We start from the raw sequence: 22,073 nt of genomic DNA, 5'->3' as shown, positions 1-22,073 counted from the left end.
CCCGCGTGACCAGCGCCAGTCCCAGTGCCGCGCTCTCGCCAGCGCCCGCGCCCCGTCCCTCGAGGAGGATCCGTCGCTCGGCCCTCGTTCGCCTGCTCGATCGAGGCCTGCGCGGCCACTTTGCCGCCCAAGCGGCGCGCGCGGTGGCCGTGCTGCTGGGCCTCACCTACGCCGGTCTGGTGTTGGCGGTCGCCCTGGTCGGCTCCGGTAGCTCCGCCGACGTCGTCGTCCAAAATGCGCTGTTCTGGCTGTCTTGGCTGGGCGGTGGCGGTGTCGCCCTGGCAGCCGCCGGTCCTGGACGGAAGCCCGAGGATCACGCCGTGCGCGCCCTCGCCGCCCAACGCGGCTTCTCGCTTCGGGATCTGGCCATGGCGCGGGCCATCGCCACCGTCCGCCGCGTGCTCCGCGTCGTCGGCCTCCCGGCCCTCGTCGTCGCCCTGCTGGCCCTGGCCGCAAGTGGCTCCTTCCGCTTGCTGCTGCCGCGAGTGCTGCTGGTGGTCGGTGTCACGGGCTACGTCGTTCTCCTCGCCGTCGTCATCAGCCTGCTGGTCGAGCTCGCGCGGGCGCTCAGTCCACGCCACACGCGTTCCACGCTCGCCTTCCTGATCGTCGTTCCTCACCTGCTCAGGGTGCTGTGGCCGCACGTGCCCAGCGTGCCCGCGCTGTTCGGCTTGCTGCTCGATCAGCTCGCTCGCCTCGGAGGCGCGGCGTGACCACGCTGTCCCTCGACAAGATCTTCGCCGCGGAGCTCGTCGGCGCCAGCGTGGCGTTGGAAGCCGGCGTGCACGTGGTCCTCGGCTCGCCCAGCGACGGCACCGCCGCTCTGGTTTCGCTGGTTGCTGGTACGGCGCGGAAAAAGCGCGGCACGCTCACCCTGAACGGCGAGGATCCCTTACGCACGCCGGGACTGCGCCGGCGCGTGGGCGCGCTGCTCGCGGAAGAGCCCGCCGTCGAGGACGCCACGGTGGCGCGGCACGTGGCCGCCGCCCTTGCACTGCGGGGTGACGCGCAGAATGCGGACGGCGTGCTCGCGGCCTTCGGGCTACAGACGATGGCGGCGCGCCGTCCCGCGCGGCTCTCCGCTGGGGAACGCCGCGCCGTGGCCCTGGCGCTGGCGCTGAGCCACGCCCAGCCTCTCGCCCTCGCACTGCACGAGCCCTTGGCGAACGTCGCGATCATCCCGCGGCGCACGGTCGTCGAGGCCATCGCCAGCGCGGCCGCCCGCGGCGCGGTCGTGCTGTGCGCCACGGCGAGCCCGCGGGACGCCGCGGAGCTCGGCGGCGGCGTGGTGCTCCTCGATCGCGGTCGCTTCGTGCGGCGTCCCGGATTGCCCCTGGCGGCGGAGCTCGCGCCCGGCGCGGGCCTCACCCTGGCCCTCCGCACCGAATCGCCGCGACCGCTCGCGGCCGCCCTGTCCAACGAGGACGCCGTGGCCGGCGTCGAGCTGGACGAGCACGCGCATCCCGGACAGCTGCGGGCGAGCGGCCCCGACGCCGACGCCCTCGCCCTCGCCGTGCTTCGCGCGGCACAAAGCTCCGGCGCGGTGATCGACGCCATCGAGCCCGTGCTCCCGAGCGTAGACGACGCCCGCGCCGCCACCGCCGCGCTGTGGCGCGCCGCCTACGAAAACGCCTACCGCGCCGCGCGCGCTCCCAAAGCGGAAGGCGGCGCGGCGTGAGCGCCACGGCATTTGGAGCCGAACTCGCGTGGCGCCGCGTCGCGCGACGCTCGAGTATCGCGGCCGCAGCCAGCGCCGTCGTCGCCGTCATCGTCGTCGCACTGCTGGAGCGACGCATCGCCATCGAGCTGGCGGCGGACCGCTCGCTGGCCGGCATCGCCCTGGGCGTGGTGTTGCCGCTGTCGAGCTACGGCCTCGTGACCCGCGCCGTTGGCAGCGCACGGCTGGACGACGCCGTCCTCGCCGCCGCGCGCCACGGCGCCAGCCGCCGCGCCACCGTGCTCGGGCTGTTCGCCGTCGTTCTGCCTCTGAGCGCCGTCGTGGGCCTCGTGCTTGCCGCCCTCGCGGTGCTTATCACCCGGCTGCCGGCGGATCCCAAGCTGGTGTCGGACTTGCTGACCAGCGCGTGGATCGGTGCCCTCGCCGGCATCGCTTACGGCGCGTGGTTCTTGGCGGCGTCTACCTTCGGCGAGCGCGGAAGCGGACGACTGTGGGCGTTGATCCTCGACTGGGTGCTCGGCGCGAGCGCCACCGCCGTCGCGTTGCCGTTTCCCCGCGGGCACGTTCGAAATCTGCTCGGTGCCACGCCGGTGATGCACCTGCCGCAGTGGAGCTCGAGCGTCGCGCTCATGCTGTTGACCCTCGCGTGCACGCTCTGGGCCACCCGTCGCTGCCCGCCGTAACGGCAAAAGTCCCCTAAAAACGATGGATTCCGCTAACTGGTAAGCCTGGGCCCCGCGCGCTAGGCTCCCCCGTCCGTGCGCGGCATCCTGTACACCTTCGAGAGCTTCGAAGCGCTCGCACTACTGATGGAAGCTGGCGGTGACGAGCAAGAGCTCGAGCTTCCATTTACCGATGGTCTGCGCGACGGCGAGTGGGTGACGGCCACCTTCTCCGTGGGGGAGGACGCCACCGCCGTCGCCGCCTGCGCCGTGGACCGCGGCTATGGCCTGCGTCTCGCCTTCACGGATCGCGATTGGTCCATGCTGTGGCAGTTCGCCAACTCCATCGAGCCGCCCACCATCCCGCCACCCAGCATGGCGGCACCGTCGTTCAACATCCGCGCGCCTCTCGATACCCACGTATTGGTCGTCGACGACGATCCGGATCTGCTCAACGTGGTCAGCGCCATGCTCCGGAGCGCCGGGTTCCACACCGCAGGCGTGGGCAGCGCGGAAGAAGCCTTCGACGCGCTGCGAGATGCGCCCATGGACTTGGTCGTCCTCGACTGGAACCTGCCGGGCATGAGCGGCATCGACTTCTGCCAGCGACTGCGGAAAGAAGACCGCTTCGCGCGTCTACCGATCTTGTTCCTCACCGCGCATTCGTCCACGGCGGACGTGGTCACGGCGTTCAAGGCGGGCGCCGACGACTTCGTGAGCAAGCCGTTTCGCGGACCCGAGCTCGCCGCCCGAGTGCTGTCGTTGGTGCGCCGCTCCCAGCTGCCGCCGCCGTCCGCACGCCGTCCCTGACGCCGCCGTCTCCACGCCGTCCCTGACGCCGCCGTCTCCGCGCCGTCCCGGACGCCGCCGTCCGCACGCCGTCCCTGACGCCGCCGTCTCCGCGCCGTCCCGGACGCCGCCGGCCGTGAAGCGGCGCTTCCGTGTCGCTGTTCGTGACACTGTTGGTTCAACGCGGAACCGCGCCGTCCGGCCCGCGGGGTTCCGCGGCGGTTCGACAAAATCAATGCCATGCCCGGCCAGGGCCCGGACGGCAGGTGGTGGCTATTGTTGCTCGCGGAACGCCTCGGCGGGGCGAAGCCGCGCGGCGTACATGGCCGGCCACACGGTGGCCACCAGGCACACCACGATGGCGAACACTCCGACCATGGCGAACTCCACCGGGCGCACCTGCACCGGCAGCCGCGAGATGAAATACACCTTGGGATCGAGCGGGAAGCCGTAGACCAGGAGACCGCGGCACACCGCGATGCCCAGCCCCAGGCCGATGGCGGTACCGAGCACGCCGATGATGGCGCCCTGGTACAGGAAGGCGCGGAGGACGGCGGAGTTCTTGGCGCCCATCGCCTTGAGCACCGCGATCTCCTTCTTCTTGTCGAGCACCACCATGATCAGCGTGGCGATCACGGTGAAGGCCGCCACCACGATGATCAGAGCCAGCACCAGGCTCATCAATATCTGCTGAATGCGCAGGGCGGTGAACAGCCCGTGGTTCAGCTCTTCCCAGTCCATCGTGTGATAGATGCCGTCACCCAGGCGGTTGTCGATGTCGCGCGCGATGTCCCGCGCCTGATCGATGTCGGCGACCTTCATCTCGATACCGGTGACGCTGTCGCCGGAATCCCCGAAGCCCTCCGCCTCGTAAAGGTCGGTGTACACCAGCTTGGAGTCGTACTGGTCGAAGCCCGCATCGAACACGGCAATCACGCGGAACTGCTTGGCCACCGGAGCGTGGATCGAGCCCCGGGAATAGGTGAACCCGATGGTCGGGCTGGTGACCTGCACGCAATCCCCGAGCTTCACGCCCAGGTTTTCCTTGAGGGTCTTGCCCACCACGATGCCCGGCAGCTTGCTGATAGCGTCGGGATTGGCGCACGGATCCGGATCGACGTCGGGCGGTAGCTCGTCGTCTTCGGGCAGCTCGGACTGGTAGCCACCGTCGGGGACGATGTCACCCACGGGGGCGTTGTCGTCGACGGTCCATTCCTGGCCGGCATCCACCCCCGCGTCCAGATCCGCGGCGGCGGGCGCACCGGCATCCGCACTCGCGATCTCCCTCTCGATCTCGCGCAGCACGGGGTTCTTGCTGGGCAGGTCCGTCGCTCCCGCCTTCTTCTTCTTCTTGGGAGCCAACGGCTCGTCCGGCAGATCATCCAGGAAGGACTTGCGGCGTCGCTCCGGTGGCTTGGCCCCGGGCAACCGCAGGCCGTTCAGGCTGCCCTCCACGATGTGCTTCGGTAGATCCAAGACCTCCGGCATGCGCTGGGGATCGACACCCTTGAGCAGCACACCCGTCGCGGTCTTGTCCCCGTGAGTCACCATCATGGGATCGATGACGAAGGGCGCGATACCGACCACGCCGGGGACTTCCTTCATCTGCTCCATCACCTTCCGGTACTCGCGGAAGTCCGTCGAGTACTTGAGGATCAGGACGTGGGCGTTGACCCCGAGGACCTTCTTGCGAAACTCCGCGCGGAAGCCACCGGTCACGCTCATCACCGTCGCCAGGGCAGCGACGCCGAGAGACACGCCGATGACCGCGAACATGGTGCCCACGGACACGAACCCGCTCTTCTTGGAGCGCATGTAGCGGACGGCGAGATCGAGGGGAAAGCCCACGAGGCGGGGATGTAGCAGAGCCTGGGACATCGAGGCGACCCCGGCGGCACTTTTCCAGAAGAAGGGCGCCGCGACCCCGGTCTACGCAAGGATTTCACAGCCCGCCGCGTCCACCGGTTGACACTTGCCCGGGAAATGCCAGGAAACGCCGCGTGCGCGCTGGGCCCGCCCCTTGCTAGAAATCCCGAGCACGCACCCGGGCCAGGTGAACCCATGGCCAGTGCCGCAGATCCCTTGCGGGAATCGCACGTAAAACTGGTGAAAGAGACGAGCCCTGCGTAAATTTCTTTGGATCCTCCATGCCTGAGGACAATGCCAAGGCCGGTGGCGCGGAGCAGCGCGCCGTGAGCGCGGCGACGAATCCCGCCGGCGGCCCGGGTGTATCTCGAGACAGCGAGCTGAAGCTCGTCACGGTGGTGCCCTCCGCGTCGCTCGTGGACATCTCCGAGATCAGCCAGATCACGGGGCCCGACGGCGAAGCCGTCATGCCGAAGAAGGACCCGTACCTCGGCTGCACCATCGACGGCCGCTACAAGGTGGAGACGGTCCTGGGCGAGGGCGGCATGGGCGTCGTCTACCAATGTCGCCACACCATCATCGGCAAGAAGGTGGCGATGAAGGTCCTGCGCTCGGATCTGGCGCGGGACAAGGAAGTCACCGAGCGGTTTCTGAACGAGGCCAAGGCCGCCAGCGCCATCGGCAACCCCCACATCATCGACATCAGCGACTTCGGCCAGTTTCCGGACGGCTCCACCTACTTCGTGATGGAGCACCTGGACGGCATTCCGCTGACCAAGATCGTGGACGACGGCAAGGCCGTGCCCGTGCCCCGCATCTTGGAGGTGGCGCGGCAGCTGGCCGAGGGCTTGGCGGCCGCTCACGAAGCCGGGATCGTCCATCGCGATCTGAAACCCGACAACATCTTTTTGGTGGAGCGCGGCACCAGCAAAGACTTCGTGAAGATCCTGGACTTCGGCATCGCCAAGGTTTCCACCAGCGGCGAAGGCAAGCTGACGCGAGCGGGCGCGGTGTTCGGCACGCCGCACTACATGTCGCCGGAGCAGGCGGCGGGCGCGCCGGTGGACCACCGCGGCGACATCTACTCATTTGGCGTCATCCTGTACGAGCTGGCCAGCGGCAAGGTGCCCTTCGACGCCGACAACTTCATGGGCATCCTGACGCAGCACATGTACAAGGCGCCAGTTCCGATCCGCGCCCTGGTGCCTGCGCCCCAGGAGGTCCCGCCGGGCCTGGAAGCCATCGTGCTCAAGTGCCTGTCGAAGCGCCCGGAGCAGCGTTACCAGACGATGGCGGAGCTGGTCGCCGATCTGGACAAGGTCAAGGACGGCGCCATCCCCAGCGCCGTGCCGGAGATGATGAACCGCTCCGGCGGCTTCAACGTCCCGGCGGACTACTTCAAGAAGGGGCAGAGCGGCGGCATGCCCGCGCCGATGCCCGCGTCCCCCGTCGGGCGCGTGGCCCTGCGCACACGCTGGCCGCTGTTCGCGGGCATCGCCGGCGTGGTCACCGCCATGGTGATCGTGATCGCGATCTTCGCCAAGAGCTCCGACAGCCCGGCGGCGCCCACGGCGAAGGTGCCCAGCGCTGCGCCCGCCCCCGTCGCGCCACCGACTCCGCCTTCTGCCGCCGCCGCGCCCGCAGCGCCGGAAAAGCACGAGGTGGTGATGGCCATCGAGCCCCTCGACGCCCACGTGTTCGTCGGGGAAGACGACAAGGGCGCCAGCCCCGTGGTGCTCGAGGTCGGAGACGGCGAGACTCTGGAAATCCAGATCCGGCGGGAGGGCTACGAGACCAAGACGCTGTCGGTGGACGCGAGCGAAGCGCGCCGCAGCGTCAAGCTGGACAAGCTCCCGGGCGCGAAGCCACCGCGGTTCGTGAAGAAGCCGCCCGCCACCAAGAAGCCGCCTGCCACCAAGAAGCCGCCCGCTACCAAGACCAAGCCGGGCTTCGGCGATCCGGGAATCGTCAATCCCTGGAACGATTGAGTGCGGCCCGCGCGGGCCGCGGGTAAAACGTCCGGGTGAGTGAGACGCTTCTCTTGAAGAGCGAGGTCCCGGCGGACGTGCGGGGCCTGTGCACCCGGCTGGCCGAAGCGGGATTCCGAGCCTGGGTAGTGGGCGGCTGTGTGCGCGACCACGTGCTGATGCACCTTCGGGGCGGCAAGAGCGCGATTCGCAACGACTGGGACGTGGCCACGGACGCGCGCCCGGAGCAGGTGCAGAAGCTGTTCCGAAAGGTGATCCCGACCGGCATCAAGCACGGCACGGTGACGGTGCTCCTGAGCGGCGTGGGTTACGAAGTGACCACGCTCCGCGGGGAGACGACCTACTCCGACGGGCGCCGGCCGGACGCCGTGTACTTCGTGGACGACATCGCGGCGGATCTCGCGCGGCGCGATTTCACCATCAACGCCATGGCCTACGATCCGCTGTCGGACATGCTCATCGATCCCTTCGGTGGGGTGAGCGACCTCGGCGCGGGCGTGCTGCGCGCCGTGGGCGACCCGGCCGAGCGCTTCGCCGAGGACGGCCTGCGGGTGCTGCGGGCTGCGCGCTTCGCGGCCACGCTGGAGATGGACATCGAGCCCGGTACGGCCCGGGCCATCGAGCCGTCTCTCGCCAGCTACCGCAAGGTGAGCCCCGAGCGCATCCGCGACGAATGGCTGAAGACGATGAAGGCTCGCGAGCCGAGCCGCGCCTTCGAGGTCATGAAGAACCACGGCATGCTCGCGATCTCCGCACCGGAGCTGCTCGAGTCCGTGGGCTGCGAGCAGAACCGCTACCACGCCTTCGACGTGTGGGGGCACGCCATGCAGTGCATGGACAATTGCGTGCCTTCGGCAGTGCTACGCGTGGCGGGGCTGTTGCACGACGTGGGCAAGCCGCGTTCCCGCGCTTTCAGCGACAAGACCGAGGACTACACCTTCTACGAGCACGAGCGGATCGGCGCGGAGATGGCGGATCCGATGCTAGCGCGGCTTCGTTTCTCCAACGACGAACGCAAGCGCATCGTAGAGCTCGTGCGCCACCACCTGATTTGCTACGACGACTCCTGGTCCGACAGCGCCGTGCGCCGTTGGGTGCGGCGCGTGACCCCCGAGCTGCTGGAAGACCTGTATGCCCTGAGCCGGGCGGACGTCAGCGCCAAGGGTCGGGACGCGTCCGAGGATCTCCGGCGCCTGTCCGCCCTGGAGGGTCGCGTGCAAGTGATCCTGGAGGCCGGCAATGCGCTCTCCGTGCGCGACCTCGCCGTCAACGGCCACGACCTCATGAGCGAAGTGGGCGTGGCGCCGGGGCCCAAGCTCGGCTCGATCCTGACCACATTGCTGGAAGAAGTCGTGGAAGATCCGTCGCGAAACGAACGGGAGACCTTGCTGGCGCGAGCGCGTCAACTCTCGGAGGAAGCTTGATGCGCGTTCGATACCTCGGTGTGCTGCTCGCCGCCGTGCTGCTCAGCGGCTGCGGGGATGACGAGAAAGCGGAGCCGACGCTGCCCCCGCTGGACATACCCGAAGGCTGCAACCCCATCGCGTCGGAGTGGGACTGCCTGCTGCCATTTCCTTCGGATCAGTTCTTGAAGGACGACGCGACGCTGCCGGCGGGCAAGCGCTTCGAAGTACCGGAGGCGGCACAGGTCCACGACAAGGACGGCGCGGCGGTGAACCTCGGCGCGCTGTTTCCCGCCGACGGATTTTCGCCCGGGACGCAGATCCTCGCGCTGTTTCCCAGCGGCGTGGACGACACCGAGCTCGTGTTCCACACGGACGACGTGAAAAAAAGTCTGGGGGACAGCGCCACGGTGCTGCTGGATGCGGACACCGGGGAGCGCGTGTTGCACTTCGCCGAGGTGGATCCTCGCGCGGAGGACGACGCCCGACGCGGGCTCGTGGTGCGCCCCCTGGTGCGGCTCTCGAACGAGCATCACTACGTGGTCGCGCTACGGCGGCTGCACGACCCCGCCGGCGCGCTCATCGAGCCGCCGGAAGGCTTCCGGCGGCTCCGGGACAAGCAGACGCGCGGCGATCCGGTGCTGGCGCCGCTCGCCCAGCACTTCGAGAAGGACGTCTTCGCGCCGCTCGCGGAAGCCGGCGTGGCGCGCTCGGAGCTACAGCTGGCCTGGGACTTCTCCACCCGCAGCGAGGAAAACCAAGTGGGCGATCTGCTCGCGGTCCGGAAAGACTTGCTGGACCGTCTGGCCAAGGCCGAGCCGAGCTTCGCCATCACGAGCGTAGAAAAGGACGTGAACGACCACGTGGCGATCAAGATCCAAGCCACCGTGAAGGTCCCCAAGTACGTCGAGAAGGACGCGCCGATGACCCCGCTGCTCCGGGACGCCGACGGCAACGTCGCCCCTTCCGGAGAGCTCGACGTGCCTTTCAGCATCATGATCCCGAAGAGCGTGGCGAACCGCAAGGCCGGCGATCCACCGGCGCGCCTGATGCAATACGGCCACGGGTTCTTCGGATCACGTTCCGAGGCGGAAGACCTGCCCTCGGAGGTCGCGGACAAGCTCGGCTTCGTCGTGGTCGCCGCCAACTGGGTGGGCATGTCCGACGAAGACCGCATCCCGGTCGTGAATCACATCGTGGACGACGCGGCGACCACGCTCATGTTCACGGATCGCGTGCACCAAGCGATGGCCAACTTCATCAGCGTGGCCGCCGTGGCTCGAGGCAAGCTGGCGCAAGCGCCGGAGCTCTCGGTGCAGGGTACGCCCGCCTACGATGCGAGCGCCCTGTACTTCTGGGGCAACAGCATGGGCCACATCTTGGGCGGCACCTACGTGGCGCTGTCTCCGAGCATCGAGCGGGTGGCGTTGGGGGTGGGCGGCGCGGACTTCTCCTACATCATGTTCCGCTCCCAGCCATTCAACGCGTTCCTGCTGTTCGTGGGCATCCAATTCCCCGACGCATTGGACCAGCAGAAGTTCGCCGTGCTCACCCAGATGAGCTTCGATCGCATCGACCCATTGTCGGTGGCCCCTCACGTGGTCACGGACACCTATCCGGGGTCACCCGCAGCGCGACACGTGCTGATGCACAGCGGCTTGGGCGATGCCGCCGTCAACCCCCTCGCCGCCGAGCTGCACGCCCGCGCGCTGGGCATTCCGTATCTCACCCCGGCGCCGCGGGAGATCGCTGGGCTGTCGTCGGTTGGCGCGCCGACGGACTCCGCGCTGGTGGAATTCGACTTTGGCATCGATCCGCCGCCGGGCCTGAAGGCGATCCCCCCGGTGGACGGCACGCCCGTCCACGAAGCCGTGCGTCGGTTGGACGCGACCCAGGCCCAGCTGGACGCGTTCTTTCGCCCCGACGGCAGTGTGATTCAGACCTGCGACGGGGTTTGCGATCCGGAGTGAGGCTCAGCCCGGTGCGGGCTTCGGCGCGCCGAAGATGCTCGCCGGGCGCTTCTTCTCTTTTTGCTGCTGAGTGCGCTTGTCGCTCCAGCTCGGGATCACGACCTTGTCCCGGGCCGGCAGCTCGCGCCCGTCCACTGCCGCCTTGATCTCCTCGGAGTCGAGCGTTTCGCGCTCGAGCAGGGCCTCGGCCAGGCGATCCAGCTTGTCGCGGTTGCCCGTCAGCACCTGGCGACAGACCTGGTACTGCCGCTCCACGATGCTGCGGACCTCTTCGTCGATCTTCTGGGCGGTGTTCTCGGAGTAGTCCTCCCGACGAGAGGTCATCTCCCGGCCCAGGAACACGCTCTCCTCGTTCTCACCGTAGGCGATCGGACCGAGCTTCTCGCTCATGCCCAGCTCGCACACCATGGCGCGGGCGAGGCGGGTGGCGCGCTTGATGTCGTCCTGGGCGCCGGTGGTCTGCTCGTCGAACACGACCTCTTCCGCCACGCGGCCGCCGAGGGCCATGGCGATGCGCGCCAGGGTCTGCTTGCGCGTCATCAGGTGGCGGTCTTCCGTGGGCAGGAACTGGGTGACGCCGAGGGCCGCACCGCGGGGGATGATGCTCACCTTGTGGACGGAGTCGTTACCTTCCACCAGCATGCCCACCAGGGTGTGACCCGCCTCGTGCCAAGCAGCGGTGCGGCGCTCTTCTTCGCTCATCACCATGCTGCGGCGTTCGCTGCCCATCAGGACCTTGTCCTTGGCCAGCTCGAAGTCCGTCATGCCCACGCTGTCCTTGTCCTGACGGGCAGCGAGCAGCGCGGCTTCGTTCACCAGGTTTTCCAGATCCGCCCCCACGAAGCCGGGGGTACCCGCGGCGAGGATGGCGAGATCCACGTCCTGACCGAGCGGAACCTTCTTGGTGTGCACGCCCAGGATGCCCTCGCGACCGCGCACGTCCGGTCGGGGCACGACGATGCGACGGTCGAAACGACCAGGCCGCAGGATGGCAGGATCCAGGACGTCCGGCCGGTTGGTGGCGGCGATGATGATCACGCCTTCGTTGGACTCGAAGCCGTCCATCTCCACCAGCAGCTGGTTCAGGGTCTGCTCGCGCTCGTCGTGACCGCCGCCGAGGCCGGCTCCGCGGTGACGACCCACGGCGTCGATCTCGTCGATGAAGATGATGCAGGGCGCGTGCTTCTTGCCCTGTTCGAACAGGTCACGGACGCGGCTGGCGCCCACACCCACGAACATCTCGACGAAATCCGAACCGGAGATGCTGAAGAACGGCACGCCGGCCTCTCCAGCAATGGCGCGCGCCAAGAGCGTCTTGCCAGTGCCGGGCGGGCCCATCATGAGCACGCCCTTCGGAATGCGACCGCCGAGCTTCTGGAACTTCTTTGGGTCCTTGAGGAAGGCGATGATCTCTTCGACCTCGTCCTTCGCTTCGTCGATGCCGGCGACGTCCGCGAACGTGATCTTGTTCTGCGCTTCGTTCAACAGCCGCGCGCGACTCTTGCCAAAGCTCATGGCCTTGCCGCCACCGGCCTGCAGCTGCCTCATGAAGAGGTAGAACAGCACCAGCAAGAACAGCATCGGCAACAGGATGGTGAGCGTCGTGGTGAGGAACGGGTTGGCCTCGTCCTTCTGGAAGCTCACCTTCACGTCGTTCTTGAGCAGCTCCGTGACGATGTCGTCGCTCTCCGGACCTACGGTGATGCCACGCTCCGGCGGCCCCTTGCTGGCCGGGTTCTTGATCTGGAACGCGTACTCGCGATCCTTGATCTCCACCGTATCGACGTGTCGCTGTTCCTTCGGTGCCTTCACCAGCGCCATGAACTCCGAGAACGGCATGGGCTGACGCTGCGGTCCATCTGGGCTCAGGAACTGCCAGATGGCCAGGAAAGCGACGATCAATACGACCCACAGGAGCAGGGTCTTGTGCGGTTGCTTCACTTAGAACCTCGAATCACCAATCGATGCGCCAGAGCGGCTTTCCAATCATGCCATCCGAAACCGGGCCCGTCGATTCACTGGGCTTTGGCACACTTAATCACTTTTGCCCGGCTTGGCACCCCTGCCCCGTGGCCGGCCCCGCCGGGCCGGGGCTGGGGCATCTTCCACCACCGGCTTCCCGCCGGAATCGAGGCGCAGGACGCGGCTGTCCGACAGCCGCACGTGGGCCTTGGCAGACCCCGACGCGACGAGCTGGCGCAGCGCTTCGACCTGGGCGCGGCCCAGATCCACGGGGCGGCCCTGATCGTCGAGCAGGCGTGGAACAGGGCCTGAGGCTAACTGATCCGCCAACGCGTTCAGGTGGGACACGATCTCCGGGGACATGCTCTCGAGCAAGGGCATGAGCTCGTGGCGAACGCGCACGCGCAAAAATCGCCGGTCCAAGTTGGACGGATCCCTGGCGAATTCGATGTGATGACGCGCGAGATGCGCGACCACCGCTGCGCGGGGGACGTGAATCAAAGGGCGGAGCAGGTCACCATCCCGGGCGGGCAACACGGCCAGACCGCGCGGGCCCGCGCCTCGCAGCAGTCGGAGCAAGACCGTCTCCGCCCGGTCGTCGGCGTGGTGGGCCGTGGCGATCAGGCCCGCGCCCACGTCCGCGGCGGCTTGGCGCAGAGCCTGGTAGCGGGCTCGCCGGGCGCGGTGCATCAGATTCGCGCCTGGGCGGACGGACAGCTGGCTGCGACCGAAGGCGACGCCGAGATCCCCAGCCAGCTCTTGCGCCATGTCGAGCTCCGCGGAGGCCTCGGGACGCAGGCCGTGGTCCACGCCGTGGGCCGACAGCACCAAGCCGAGCTTGGGCGCGAGCCGAGCGAGAGCGTGCAGCAGGCTCTGGGAGTCCCCGCCCCCGGACACCGCCACCAGGATGTGGTCGCCTCGCTGAACGCTGCACCCCCGCCGCAGGGTGGCGGACAGCGTCGTGAGCAGCGTCGGCGGGTGACTGCGGGCCACCTCAGGCCAGCTCGAAGTCTTTGCAGAACAAGAGCTCTTGGACGCAGGCCAGGTCCACCGAGCGATGCGGCTCCGTCGGGTAGCCGTTGCCACACGCCAAGGCGTCCGGATCGAAGTTTTGGCAGCTGTCACAAGTGAAGCGGAGCGAGAACTCCCGCGCCTCACCTCGCAGCTGCTCGTCCACCACGCTTTTCACGTCAATCGGAGCACCGGAGCAGCGCCCAGCCACCGGTGGGATCCCCCGCCGACAGGGTGCCACGGGTCAACCACACCACCGCGACGCGGCTGCGAGCCGCGGCCATGGCCACGTGGTTGCCGTCGAAGTTGGAGAGCTGCACGGTGCCGATCTTGTCCGGCAGCGCGACGTCGTCCGAGGACGACGAGGCCAGCGTGCCCTCCACGCCGGTCACGCGATGCACCGTCAGGTTGCTGGCCGCGCTGGTCAGGATGAAGAGATTGTCCCGCAGCGTGGCCATGGCGCCGCCCTTCACGGCGCCGGAGCCGATGGTTCCGGAAGCCACGTCCGAGAGGGTGGTGCCGCCCAGAGCCACGGCTTTCATGGACACACCCGCCACGGAAGGAACGATGGCCGCGACGGTGTCGTCCCACGCGGTGATGGCGCCCCAAGATGCGTCCGGCAGCATCACCTCGCCCGTTATGTTGAACGGGTCGGATGCATTGGGGCCCATTTGCAAGACCATTCCTGACTTGCTCGGCACCGGCGCCATGTAGGCACGCACTTTCGGACTGGTGGCTACCATCGCGAATGGAACATCTTCGGTACCGAACGGCTCAACAATGGGCACCTCCTTGAAGGGAGAATTCGTAGGTGTGGGGTTCGTTGTAACTACGGCCCTTTGGATTTCAGGCGTCGAGAGGACCACGCGAAACACGAAATCGTAGTCCCCAACAGCCGCGCCCGCCGCGAGGCCATTGCTGGCCACAGTCAACTCCTGAAACGTAGAGTTCTTCGGCCCTTTGGCATCTCCCACGACGCCCAGCGAGTCGAACGGGACGAACACCGCGCCGGCGCCCGTGCCGCCGCAGTTCGGCAGGCTGGTGGCGGCAAGGCCGCCGTTGCCGGAATACGCGATACCGATGCCGTCCTTCATTTCCACGCCGGTGCAACCGCCGAGGTTGAACTTGGACGGCGGCTTCAGGGTGCCGTTGTCGGACAGACCCATGACGTTGGCACTGAGCGTGGTGCCCGCCGCGTCCTGCTCGCGATAGGCGATCACGTAGCCATCCGGGGTGGCCACGATGGCGGGGCCCGTGAGGCGCGCCGTAGCCGTTGCGGGCTCCGGCAAAGCGCCGCCCGCCACCACGGTCAAATCGCAGCTCGGAGCGTCTTCTTCGATGCAACGGCCGGCGGAGCATGTCTTCGGAGGATCGCAGCCGGGACCCGAGAGCGGCGTGCACAGATCGCACTGCGAGTCGGTGCACGGGTTGGTCCAAGCGCGTACCGCGACGCGTACCTCGCGAATGGTGTCCATGTCGGCTTCGGTGCAGCCGAACCCGATCACGCTGCAGTTCTCGTCCCGCATCAACGCGGCGAAGCCGTACTTGCCCTTGCCGAGATCGCCCACCTCCGGCAGCTTGCCGTCCGCCGCGACGGTGGACTTGTAGACGGCGCCGTCCGTCTTGCCGGCGGCGAGCGTCTCGTCGGTGGGGCAGCGGTTCTTGTACACCACGAACTCGGCGTAGGACGCTGCCTCGCGGAACGACTGTCCGCTGTCCGCGCAGGGGTCGAGCAGGACGATTTTCACCTCCGGCTTCGATGCGCAGGACGAAAACAGGGCCCCGGCCGCACACAGGCCGAGTGCCAAAGAAAGCGCTCGCTTCATGGGGACATCTTCACGCGACGAGCGGTCGTCTGACCAGAAACGATCGTCACGCTTATCGACTTCTTCACGCCTTGACTTCTGAGACCCACACCGTGCGTGCCCGGCGGCAGCGCAGCGCGAACCACTGGGGAAGGACCTAGACTTCTACCGCCGGCGGTGACGCTGTCACAGAACGGGTCACACACCACGGTCAGGAAGCCGGGCTCCTTGCTGGGAGCCGGAGTGCTGGTGGCGGCCGGCACGGGCTTGTAGCCACCGCCAACGGCCTTCGGTGTCGTCGTCTTCGGCTTGTCCGACGTCTCTTTCGGCAGCGAGCTCGGGTCCACCGGTTTGTCGTTCGTGGCCGCCGTCGCAGTCGGCGTGACGGGAGTACCCGTCGCGATCACCGGCGACGGTTGGGCCGTGGGAGTCGGCGCCGGCGTGGGCGTCGGCGCGGGAGGCGCAGTGACCGTAGCGACGGGGGCAGGTTGCGGCTTCTCCGTGATCTTGAGGACCACCAGTGCGGTGAGCGTGAGGGCAATCAGCGTGGTGGCCGCCGCAATCACGGCGATGAGGATGGAAGACTTGCCCTCTCGCTGTTGCGGCTGGGCCGTGGAGTAAGGCGCCGGACCATACATCCCCGCCTGCTGGGGGGCGACGGTCTGCATGGTGCCCTCCGGGGGCATCATGAGCGTCGGCGCGACGACGATCGCGTCGTCCGGTTCTTGCGCCGCCGGCCGATACGGCTTGGGCGGTTCGTGGACGGTGCTGATCGTTTGCGCTTCTTCGGCTTCCGAGGGAGGCGCCATCACAGTCGTGACGGCGTCCTCGTCTTCGGAACCGTAGTCGTGCATCTCCGGAGGTGCCGCCGGCGCGGGAGGCGGCCCCAAACCGAGGGCCGTAGACTTTCGTGGATCGCGTTGCATTGGCATTTGCGGCATTCCGGTTACCCGGGTCTTCGCCAAATCGTCGTCTTCCTCCGGCTCCAAGAGATCCTCGGTGCCAGTGTTTCCGGTTCCTTCGAAGCTTGGCAGCGGACGCGCCGGCGCGCCCGCTGCGGGCCGAGGTGCCGACATCGGCGCCGTCATGGGCCGCGAGCGAGAGACGGGCGGAGACGCGCTGCTCGCCGTTCGGGAAGGCGTAGGACGTACGGGTACAGAAGGCGCCACCGGGGGGGGTGGACCCGGAGCGGCGGGCGCAGTTCGCGGGACCTGCTGGACATCCGATCGATAGCTCAACAGAGATACCTCGTCGTCCGTTTCGCTTCCTCCCTCGAGCTGATCGAGAGAGATGGTTTGTGTCACTTCTGCGGCCCACTGCAAGTGGGCCTCGCGGCGCTGGAAGCGATCGCTGAGCACGTGCTTGACGTAGCTGCCAATCTCCTCCGAGCCCACGAACGAGGCGGACTTCATCAAATATTGCTGTAAGGCGCGGGAAATCTCTCGCGCCGTGGGGTAGCGGCGATTGAGATCCTTTGCCAGTGCGCGCATCACGATCGATTCGAGCTCGACCGGGTAGTTCTCGACGATGCTCGACGGCGGTGGCACGACGCAGGCCTGCACGCGCTCGAGAGTTTCGAGGTCGCTCTCCATCCGAAACAGGCGACGACCCGTAGTCAGCTCCCAGAGCACCACACCCAAGGCGAAGATGTCCGTGCGGCGATCGATGGCGCTGCCGCGAACCTGCTCTGGGCTCATGTACGCGAGCTTGCCCTTGAGCGTACCCGCCCGGGTGTTGGCCAAACGCCCCGTGACCTTGGCGATGCCGAAATCCACGACCTTTACGGCACCGTCGTAGGTGAGGAACAAGTTGTGCGGCGTGACGTCGCGATGCACGAGATTCAGGAGCTTGCCGTCCTTGTCCCGAAGCTCGTGGGCGGCGTGCAACCCCTCCGCCGCGTCGGCTACGATGCGTGCCGCGAGCTGGGGGCTCATGGGTGGCGCGCCACCCTCCTCCACGGCCCGCATGATCTCGCGCAGCGGTTCGCCGTGGAGGTACTCCATGGCGATCCAGTAGGTGTCCCGGTGCTTGCCGAGGTCGAACACCTGCGCGACGTTTGGATGCGAGATGCGGGCGGCGATGCGCGCCTCGTCCAAGAACATGCGGATGAACGTCTCGTCTTCCGCGAGATGGCGATGGATGCGCTTGATGGCCACCCACTTCTGGAAGCCGCCGGGTCCGTCCGCTCGCGCCAGGTGCACGCTCGCCATGCCGCCAACGCCGATCTCGTCGACGATACGGTAGCGACCGAGGAAATAGGTGCCACCCCCGGGAAGCGAGTCGCTGCCCTCGGCGATTCGCCGCTCGCGATCACTGGGCGAGGACCCAGTGACGCTGGGGCGCGGCGGCCCTCCGGGTGCAGCGTCGTTTGCCATTACTGCCAGGCTGGCGCCCCCACGGTGACGTCGTCCGGCGGCCGAGTGGCGGCGTACAGGATGATGCCGCCCACTACCAATGCGCCGCCCACGATCCAGGGGATCGGACCGCTGAAGAAGTCCTCTCCGCCCTTCTTGTCCTTCTTTGGCGTCTCACCGACGGGCTCGTCGCTGATGGCGGTGAGCTCTCGTGTACCTTCGACCTTGATCTTCGTTTCCCCCACCGTCCACGCGTTGTTCTGAGAGTCGACGGCCGCGGCACGCACCTTCAGACGCGCGCCGCGAATGGCCACCCGCTTGGGGAACTCGAACTTCACCTTCGGGTCGGACGCATGCTTTCGTCGCCAGCGCTTGCCAGTCACCGGGTCTTCCACAGTGACCACGACCTCGGCGACGAGCACCGCAAACCCTTCGGGGATTTCCGTTTCGATGGTAAACGGCCGCTGCGCCGGGATGGTGTCTGCTGCCTTCACTGCGATGGACAGCCGCTGCCCACCCAACGCCTCCGCCTCTTTGTGTGCTCGTGCGTACAGCTTCTTGGCCACGGGCCCGCTGTCGGCCGGCAGCTCGAAGTCGGGATCGATGGCGGCCGCGATCCGGAAAGCACTCAGGGCGCCGTTCGTGTCCTTGAGCGCGGCCTTCACGGTTCCGATGCGAGAGTGGGCGATCACGACTTCGTTGGGCTCGAGCCCACCCTCGCCGAGCGCATCCTCATAGAGCTTCATCGCCTTGTCGAGCTCGCCCGTGTGCCACGCAGTGTCAGCCTGACCGAACGCCTTGGGGGTGGCAGAAGCGGGCAGCGCCAGACACAGGATGGCGAGTAGCAGCCCAGCGACAGAGCGAACTCCTCGACCTGCAAAAGTCATGAAAATCTCTGAAGAAGCGTAGCGGCGCTCGGGCTTGGAATCAACCCGACGAGCCCTTCCCGTGCGGGTGGGTTGCGCTCCCACACGGGACCTGCGAAGCGCACTTCGCGCAGGGCGTCACTGGAACGGCTGCGCTGGCTGCCCGCGCTCGAAAAAGAAGCGAAACCACCCGGTCACGGTGCTCATCCGTTCGGGGTCCACCGTGAGATCGGGCTGGAGGTGGCGGGGGTCGGCGAAGCTCGCCTCGAACTTGGCGTCGGTCAGCCGATCGTCCGCATTACCCTCGTTCAAGTCACCGCTGAACAGCGACTTGAAGGTGATGGTCCCGTCGAGGGAGTACAGCGTACCGTTCTGCTTGTGACAGGTATCGTGGAGGTACAGGGAGAGACTCACCAGCGGAGGTTCGGGGTCATAGACCACCGGCACTCCCGGGGGGGTCACGCCGGGAGGCAACCCCACCTTGAGCGGTTGGTTCAACCGCGCTCCGCGGATCCCCGAGACATCATTCACGACTACGATGAGGCCATCGGAAACCTCTTCGATGTTGTCACCGCGCTGCACCCGAATCGTGAGGGTGTTGAGGTAAGGGTTCGCCCCGAAGAAGGTCGGCTTGAGGTCGAAGGGGCCATTCCAGCAGTCCTCCACGTAGAGCTTGTCGCTCTTGACCTCACCGTCTCCCTCCCCCGTCGTACAGCCGAGCAGCAGCAGCGCGGCGAGCAGCAGCACCCAGCGGCTCATGATGCCTCCGTGGCTTGGATCACACCGCCGCCGAGCACTTCCTCGCCGCGATAGAACACGGCATATTGGCCTGGAACCACCGCGGGGACGCTCTCCCGCAGCTCCAACCGTACCCCACCCTCCACCGGAGTGAGGAGGGCGGGAACCGGTCGCGCCCGATAGCGCACCGCGACCTCGCACTCGAGGGGTAGGCTCTCGTCCCCACGCAGAGAGACGTCCGCCAGGCGTGCGGCTCGCGCTCCCAACGCCTCGCGGGGTCCCACCGTCACCCGGCCGGTCTGCGCCTGGATGTCGAGAACGTAGGCGCGATACCCGAGCGAGACGCCGAGGTTCTTCCGCTGACCTCGGGTGAAGCGGTGGATCCCGTCGTGCTCGCCAACCACACGGCCGGAAGCATCCACGATGGGACCAGGACGAACGCGACTGTCGGCCCTTTCCGTCACGAAAGCATCGTACCGCCCCGTTGGAACGAAGCACAGCTCTTGGCTCTCGCCTTTGCTCGCGCCAGGCAGGCCCAGCTGCTCGGCCTCGGCGCGAACCTCCGCCTTCGTCGCAGCACCGAGAGGGAAACGCAAGCGACCCAACACATCGGGGCTCAGCATGTGCAGGAAGTAGCTCTGGTCCTTGTCGCCATCCACGGCGCGCAGGAGAGTCGGGCACTCTGGCGGCCCACCGATGCGTGCGTAGTGGCCGGTCGCGACGCTGGCGGCCTCCAGGCGCTGCGCCAGCGTCAGGAGCTCCCGGATCTTCACCCCTCGATTGCACCGCACACAGGGGCTCGGGGTCTCACCCTCCAGGTAGCTCTCGACGAAGGGGTCGATCACTTCCTTCTGGAACAGTCCGCGCCGATCGAAGGAGTAGTGGGGGATACCCAGGAAATCCGCGACCCTGCGCGCGTCATGGACGTCTTCCGGCGCGCAGCAGCGTCCCTTCACCGTACCGTCGTCGGGGTAGTCCCACAGGTGCAGGGTGACCCCGACCACATCGAAACCCTGCTTCACCAGGCGCGCCGCCGCGACGGAGGAATCGACACCTCCGCTCATTGCAACCAGGACGCGCTCCGGCATGGGGTGGAGGATAGCACCCCCGACGGTTCAGCCGCCGGACCCCTGCAGCGTGGTGCGGACGGCCGAGCCCGCACGATCCACCAGCTTGGAGCACAGCTCCACGGCCTCGGTGTAGCGATAAATCCCGGCTTGCAGCGCGATGAGGCCGCGGGCGTCCATGTGCCCGCCGCCGTGCACCGCTCGATTCACGATGCCTTCGCCCCGGTCCACCTCGTGACCAAGACGCTCGAGGACCTTGCCGAAAGACGGCCCGGTTCGTTCCGCCGGCGCGGCAGGGGCGGCGGACTGCGCCGAATCCGCGGCGTCCGTGACGATTTGCATACGAGCTTCGGCGCCAGCGGCACCGGAAATGGGAGCGGACATGGGCCTCGAGTCGGCACCCTCCCCACCGAGTTGCGAAGAAAGGCGCCGTCAGCCGTTCACACCACGGAGGCGCTTGCTGAGACGACCGATGGCGCGGGTGTGGAGCCGACTGGCCCAGGACTTCGACAGCCCGAGGTCCTTCGCCACGTGGTCGAAACGCTCGCCTTCGAGGTAGTGGCGTCGCACCAGCTCTGCCTCTTGGTCGGGGAGCGTGTCGATGGCCTCCCGCACGACGGACAAGAGCTCGACCGTCGCCACGGCATCCTCGGGATTTGCGGTGGTGGCGACTCCGACGTGTTCCCCCTCTTCGCCCCGTCCGGGATGCGCCACCAAGCCGATGGCCATGGCCGCGGCCATCCCCGCCAGGTGATCCGACAGGGCTTGCTCGGCATTGCTCTTAGCCGCCGCGGCGAAAGTGTCCTCGGCCGCACCCTCCGAGTAGCGCGACGCGGCCTCCAACGCCGAAAGGCGCTCGTGAACGCGCCGCGGCAGGTGCGACATGGCCCGGATGCCATCGATGATGGCTCCCTTGACGCGATAATTCGCGTACGCACGGAACGGAACGCCACGCTCTGGTTCGAAACGCCGCGCAGCATCCAAGAGCCCTTCGCGACCATAGCTGATCAGGTCTGAAAGGTCGGCCATGCGGCCCACGCTGCGGCCCACCTGCCGAGCGATGATCTCGACGAGCTCGAGGGTCTGATGGAACCGCTCCAATACCTCGGGCGGGTCTTCCGGCGTGGCCACGTCGGAACAATATCAGGGTTCGACCGAACGCGAAGCCCCGACGGGCAGATGCGCCGCGGACCCATGCATGCCATAGTCTTGGCGATGTTCCGCTGGGGCCGGTTCGCTGCCGCTTACGCCATCTTGGGCGCGGCTTCGAGCCTCATCGCCGTGGTGTGGCGATCGGGATCTCCGCTCGTCCATCCGGACCCCTGGCTAATGCTCGGCGACCCTGGTCGTCACATCTACAGCGCGATGTTGGGAGCTGCCCTCGGCGGCTTGATTGTGATGTCGACGCGGCTGTTCGTCACCCGCTTCTCGTGGGCGCGGCGGCTCCATGCGGAGTTGCGTCCGCTCGCGCGGGGCATGTCACTGAGCGGGATCATCGCCCTGGCGGCTCTCAGCGCCGTTGGGGAAGAGCTCTTGTTTCGAGGATTACTGGCGCCCTGGCTCGGCCTCGTGCCCCAAGCGCTGCTGTTCGGGCTGGTGCACCAGATCCGTGGGCCGAGCCGCTGGGTGTGGGTGGCGTGGGCGACGCTGGTCGGGCTCCTGCTCGGAGGCGTCTTCCAACTCAGCGGCTCGCTGGCCGGCCCGCTGGTGGCCCACGCCCTCGTGAATGGGTTGAACCTGCACTACCTGAAAGCCCACGATCCGGAGCCGCCGCGTCGCTCGCTGGGTGGGCTTCTGGGTCAACGCAGCTGACGGCGGCGGCTCGACAGCTCACCGGTTTCGGCGCTAGACGCAGGCCCAGCCGCGGATAGTCGAGTCCGCCGGAAAACTTCTGTTACGATCACTCCCCCACGA

Annotated in this window: 19 protein-coding genes; 8 read left to right on the top strand and 11 right to left on the bottom strand. The window is 67.5% G+C overall.

Annotated features, from left to right (window positions below; genetic code table 11):
* Positions 1-5 precede the first annotated feature (5 nt).
* The 4 genes from H6717_32820 to H6717_32805 all read left to right on the top strand — a co-directional run bounded on the left by H6717_32820 (position 6) and on the right by H6717_32805 (position 3,150).
* Positions 6-713, top strand: a complete 708-nt coding sequence (locus tag H6717_32820; protein ID MCB9581862.1) for a hypothetical protein — start codon at positions 6-8, stop codon at positions 711-713.
* On the top strand, positions 710-1,678 hold the full coding sequence (locus tag H6717_32815; GenBank protein ID MCB9581861.1) for an ATP-binding cassette domain-containing protein: 969 nt from the start codon (positions 710-712) through the stop codon (positions 1,676-1,678). Before H6717_32820 ends, H6717_32815 begins: the two co-directional genes overlap by 4 nt.
* Positions 1,675-2,361 carry a hypothetical protein gene (locus H6717_32810; GenBank protein MCB9581860.1) on the top strand — a complete coding sequence of 229 codons (687 nt, stop codon included), beginning with the start codon at positions 1,675-1,677 and terminating at the stop codon, positions 2,359-2,361. The genes H6717_32815 and H6717_32810 overlap by 4 nt, the downstream gene beginning before the upstream one ends.
* A 75-nt stretch (positions 2,362-2,436) precedes the next feature.
* Positions 2,437-3,150 (top strand): response regulator transcription factor, encoded by a 714-nt coding sequence (locus H6717_32805; protein ID MCB9581859.1) that lies wholly within the window; start codon positions 2,437-2,439, stop codon positions 3,148-3,150.
* Positions 3,151-3,402: 252 nt separating this feature from the next.
* On the opposite strand, the gene H6717_32800 is transcribed toward H6717_32805, so the two are convergent.
* Positions 3,403-4,977 (bottom strand): ABC transporter permease, encoded by a 1,575-nt coding sequence (locus H6717_32800; GenBank protein MCB9581858.1) that lies wholly within the window; start codon positions 4,975-4,977, stop codon positions 3,403-3,405.
* A gap of 485 nt (positions 4,978-5,462) precedes the next feature.
* Here H6717_32800 and H6717_32795 point away from each other — a divergent pair, with 485 nt between their 5' ends.
* Genes H6717_32795 through H6717_32785 form a run of 3 tightly spaced genes read left to right on the top strand, consistent with a single transcriptional unit; the run spans position 5,463 to position 10,356 of the window.
* Entirely contained in the window at positions 5,463-6,983 is a 1,521-nt protein-coding gene (locus tag H6717_32795; GenBank protein MCB9581857.1) for a serine/threonine protein kinase, read from the top strand.
* 35 nt (positions 6,984-7,018) lie between these two features.
* Positions 7,019-8,407: an HD domain-containing protein gene (locus H6717_32790; protein MCB9581856.1), complete on the top strand. Its 1,389-nt coding sequence runs from the start codon at positions 7,019-7,021 to the stop codon at positions 8,405-8,407.
* Positions 8,407-10,356, top strand: coding sequence for a hypothetical protein (locus tag H6717_32785; protein MCB9581855.1), 1,950 nt, complete (start codon positions 8,407-8,409; stop codon positions 10,354-10,356). Before H6717_32790 ends, H6717_32785 begins: the two co-directional genes overlap by 1 nt.
* A 3-nt stretch (positions 10,357-10,359) precedes the next feature.
* On the opposite strand, the gene H6717_32780 is transcribed toward H6717_32785, so the two are convergent.
* The 10 genes from H6717_32780 to H6717_32735 all read right to left on the bottom strand — a co-directional run bounded on the left by H6717_32780 (position 10,360) and on the right by H6717_32735 (position 21,290).
* The gene (locus tag H6717_32780) at positions 10,360-12,297 is read right to left on the bottom strand and encodes an ATP-dependent metallopeptidase FtsH/Yme1/Tma family protein (protein MCB9581854.1); all 1,938 of its coding nucleotides are present in this window, start codon (positions 12,295-12,297) and stop codon (positions 10,360-10,362) included.
* 93 nt (positions 12,298-12,390) lie between these two features.
* Complete coding sequence (gene tilS / locus H6717_32775) at positions 12,391-13,287, bottom strand: tRNA lysidine(34) synthetase TilS (protein MCB9581853.1); 897 nt, start codon at positions 13,285-13,287, stop codon at positions 12,391-12,393.
* Between the two features lie 25 nt (positions 13,288-13,312).
* Entirely contained in the window at positions 13,313-13,507 is a 195-nt protein-coding gene (locus H6717_32770; GenBank protein MCB9581852.1) for a hypothetical protein, read from the bottom strand.
* A 1-nt stretch (position 13,508) separates the two neighbouring features.
* Complete coding sequence (locus tag H6717_32765; GenBank protein ID MCB9581851.1) at positions 13,509-15,155, bottom strand: hypothetical protein; 1,647 nt, start codon at positions 15,153-15,155, stop codon at positions 13,509-13,511.
* A complete protein-coding gene (locus H6717_32760; protein ID MCB9581850.1) occupies positions 15,152-17,509 on the bottom strand; it encodes a serine/threonine protein kinase in 2,358 nt (785 codons plus the stop codon). The genes H6717_32765 and H6717_32760 overlap by 4 nt, the downstream gene beginning before the upstream one ends.
* Positions 17,509-18,375, bottom strand: coding sequence for a hypothetical protein (locus H6717_32755; protein MCB9581849.1), 867 nt, complete (start codon positions 18,373-18,375; stop codon positions 17,509-17,511). Before H6717_32755 ends, H6717_32760 begins: the two co-directional genes overlap by 1 nt.
* A gap of 117 nt (positions 18,376-18,492) precedes the next feature.
* Positions 18,493-19,116: a hypothetical protein gene (locus H6717_32750; protein ID MCB9581848.1), complete on the bottom strand. Its 624-nt coding sequence runs from the start codon at positions 19,114-19,116 to the stop codon at positions 18,493-18,495.
* A complete protein-coding gene (mnmA, locus tag H6717_32745) occupies positions 19,110-20,180 on the bottom strand; it encodes a tRNA 2-thiouridine(34) synthase MnmA (GenBank protein MCB9581847.1) in 1,071 nt (356 codons plus the stop codon). Before mnmA ends, H6717_32750 begins: the two co-directional genes overlap by 7 nt.
* A gap of 27 nt (positions 20,181-20,207) precedes the next feature.
* Positions 20,208-20,543 carry a hypothetical protein gene (locus H6717_32740; GenBank protein ID MCB9581846.1) on the bottom strand — a complete coding sequence of 112 codons (336 nt, stop codon included), beginning with the start codon at positions 20,541-20,543 and terminating at the stop codon, positions 20,208-20,210.
* A 48-nt stretch (positions 20,544-20,591) separates the two neighbouring features.
* Complete coding sequence (locus tag H6717_32735; GenBank protein ID MCB9581845.1) at positions 20,592-21,290, bottom strand: sigma-70 family RNA polymerase sigma factor; 699 nt, start codon at positions 21,288-21,290, stop codon at positions 20,592-20,594.
* A 63-nt stretch (positions 21,291-21,353) separates the two neighbouring features.
* Here H6717_32735 and H6717_32730 point away from each other — a divergent pair, with 63 nt between their 5' ends.
* On the top strand, positions 21,354-21,971 hold the full coding sequence (locus tag H6717_32730) for a CPBP family intramembrane metalloprotease (GenBank protein MCB9581844.1): 618 nt from the start codon (positions 21,354-21,356) through the stop codon (positions 21,969-21,971).
* Positions 21,972-22,073 lie beyond the last annotated feature (102 nt).

The sequence above is a fragment of the Polyangiaceae bacterium genome (assembly GCA_020633235.1).
Taxonomy (GTDB): Bacteria; Myxococcota_A; Polyangia; order Polyangiales; family Polyangiaceae; genus JACKEA01.
Note: the sequence above shows the minus strand (reverse complement) of the source record. Positions and strands in the feature narration are given on the sequence as shown.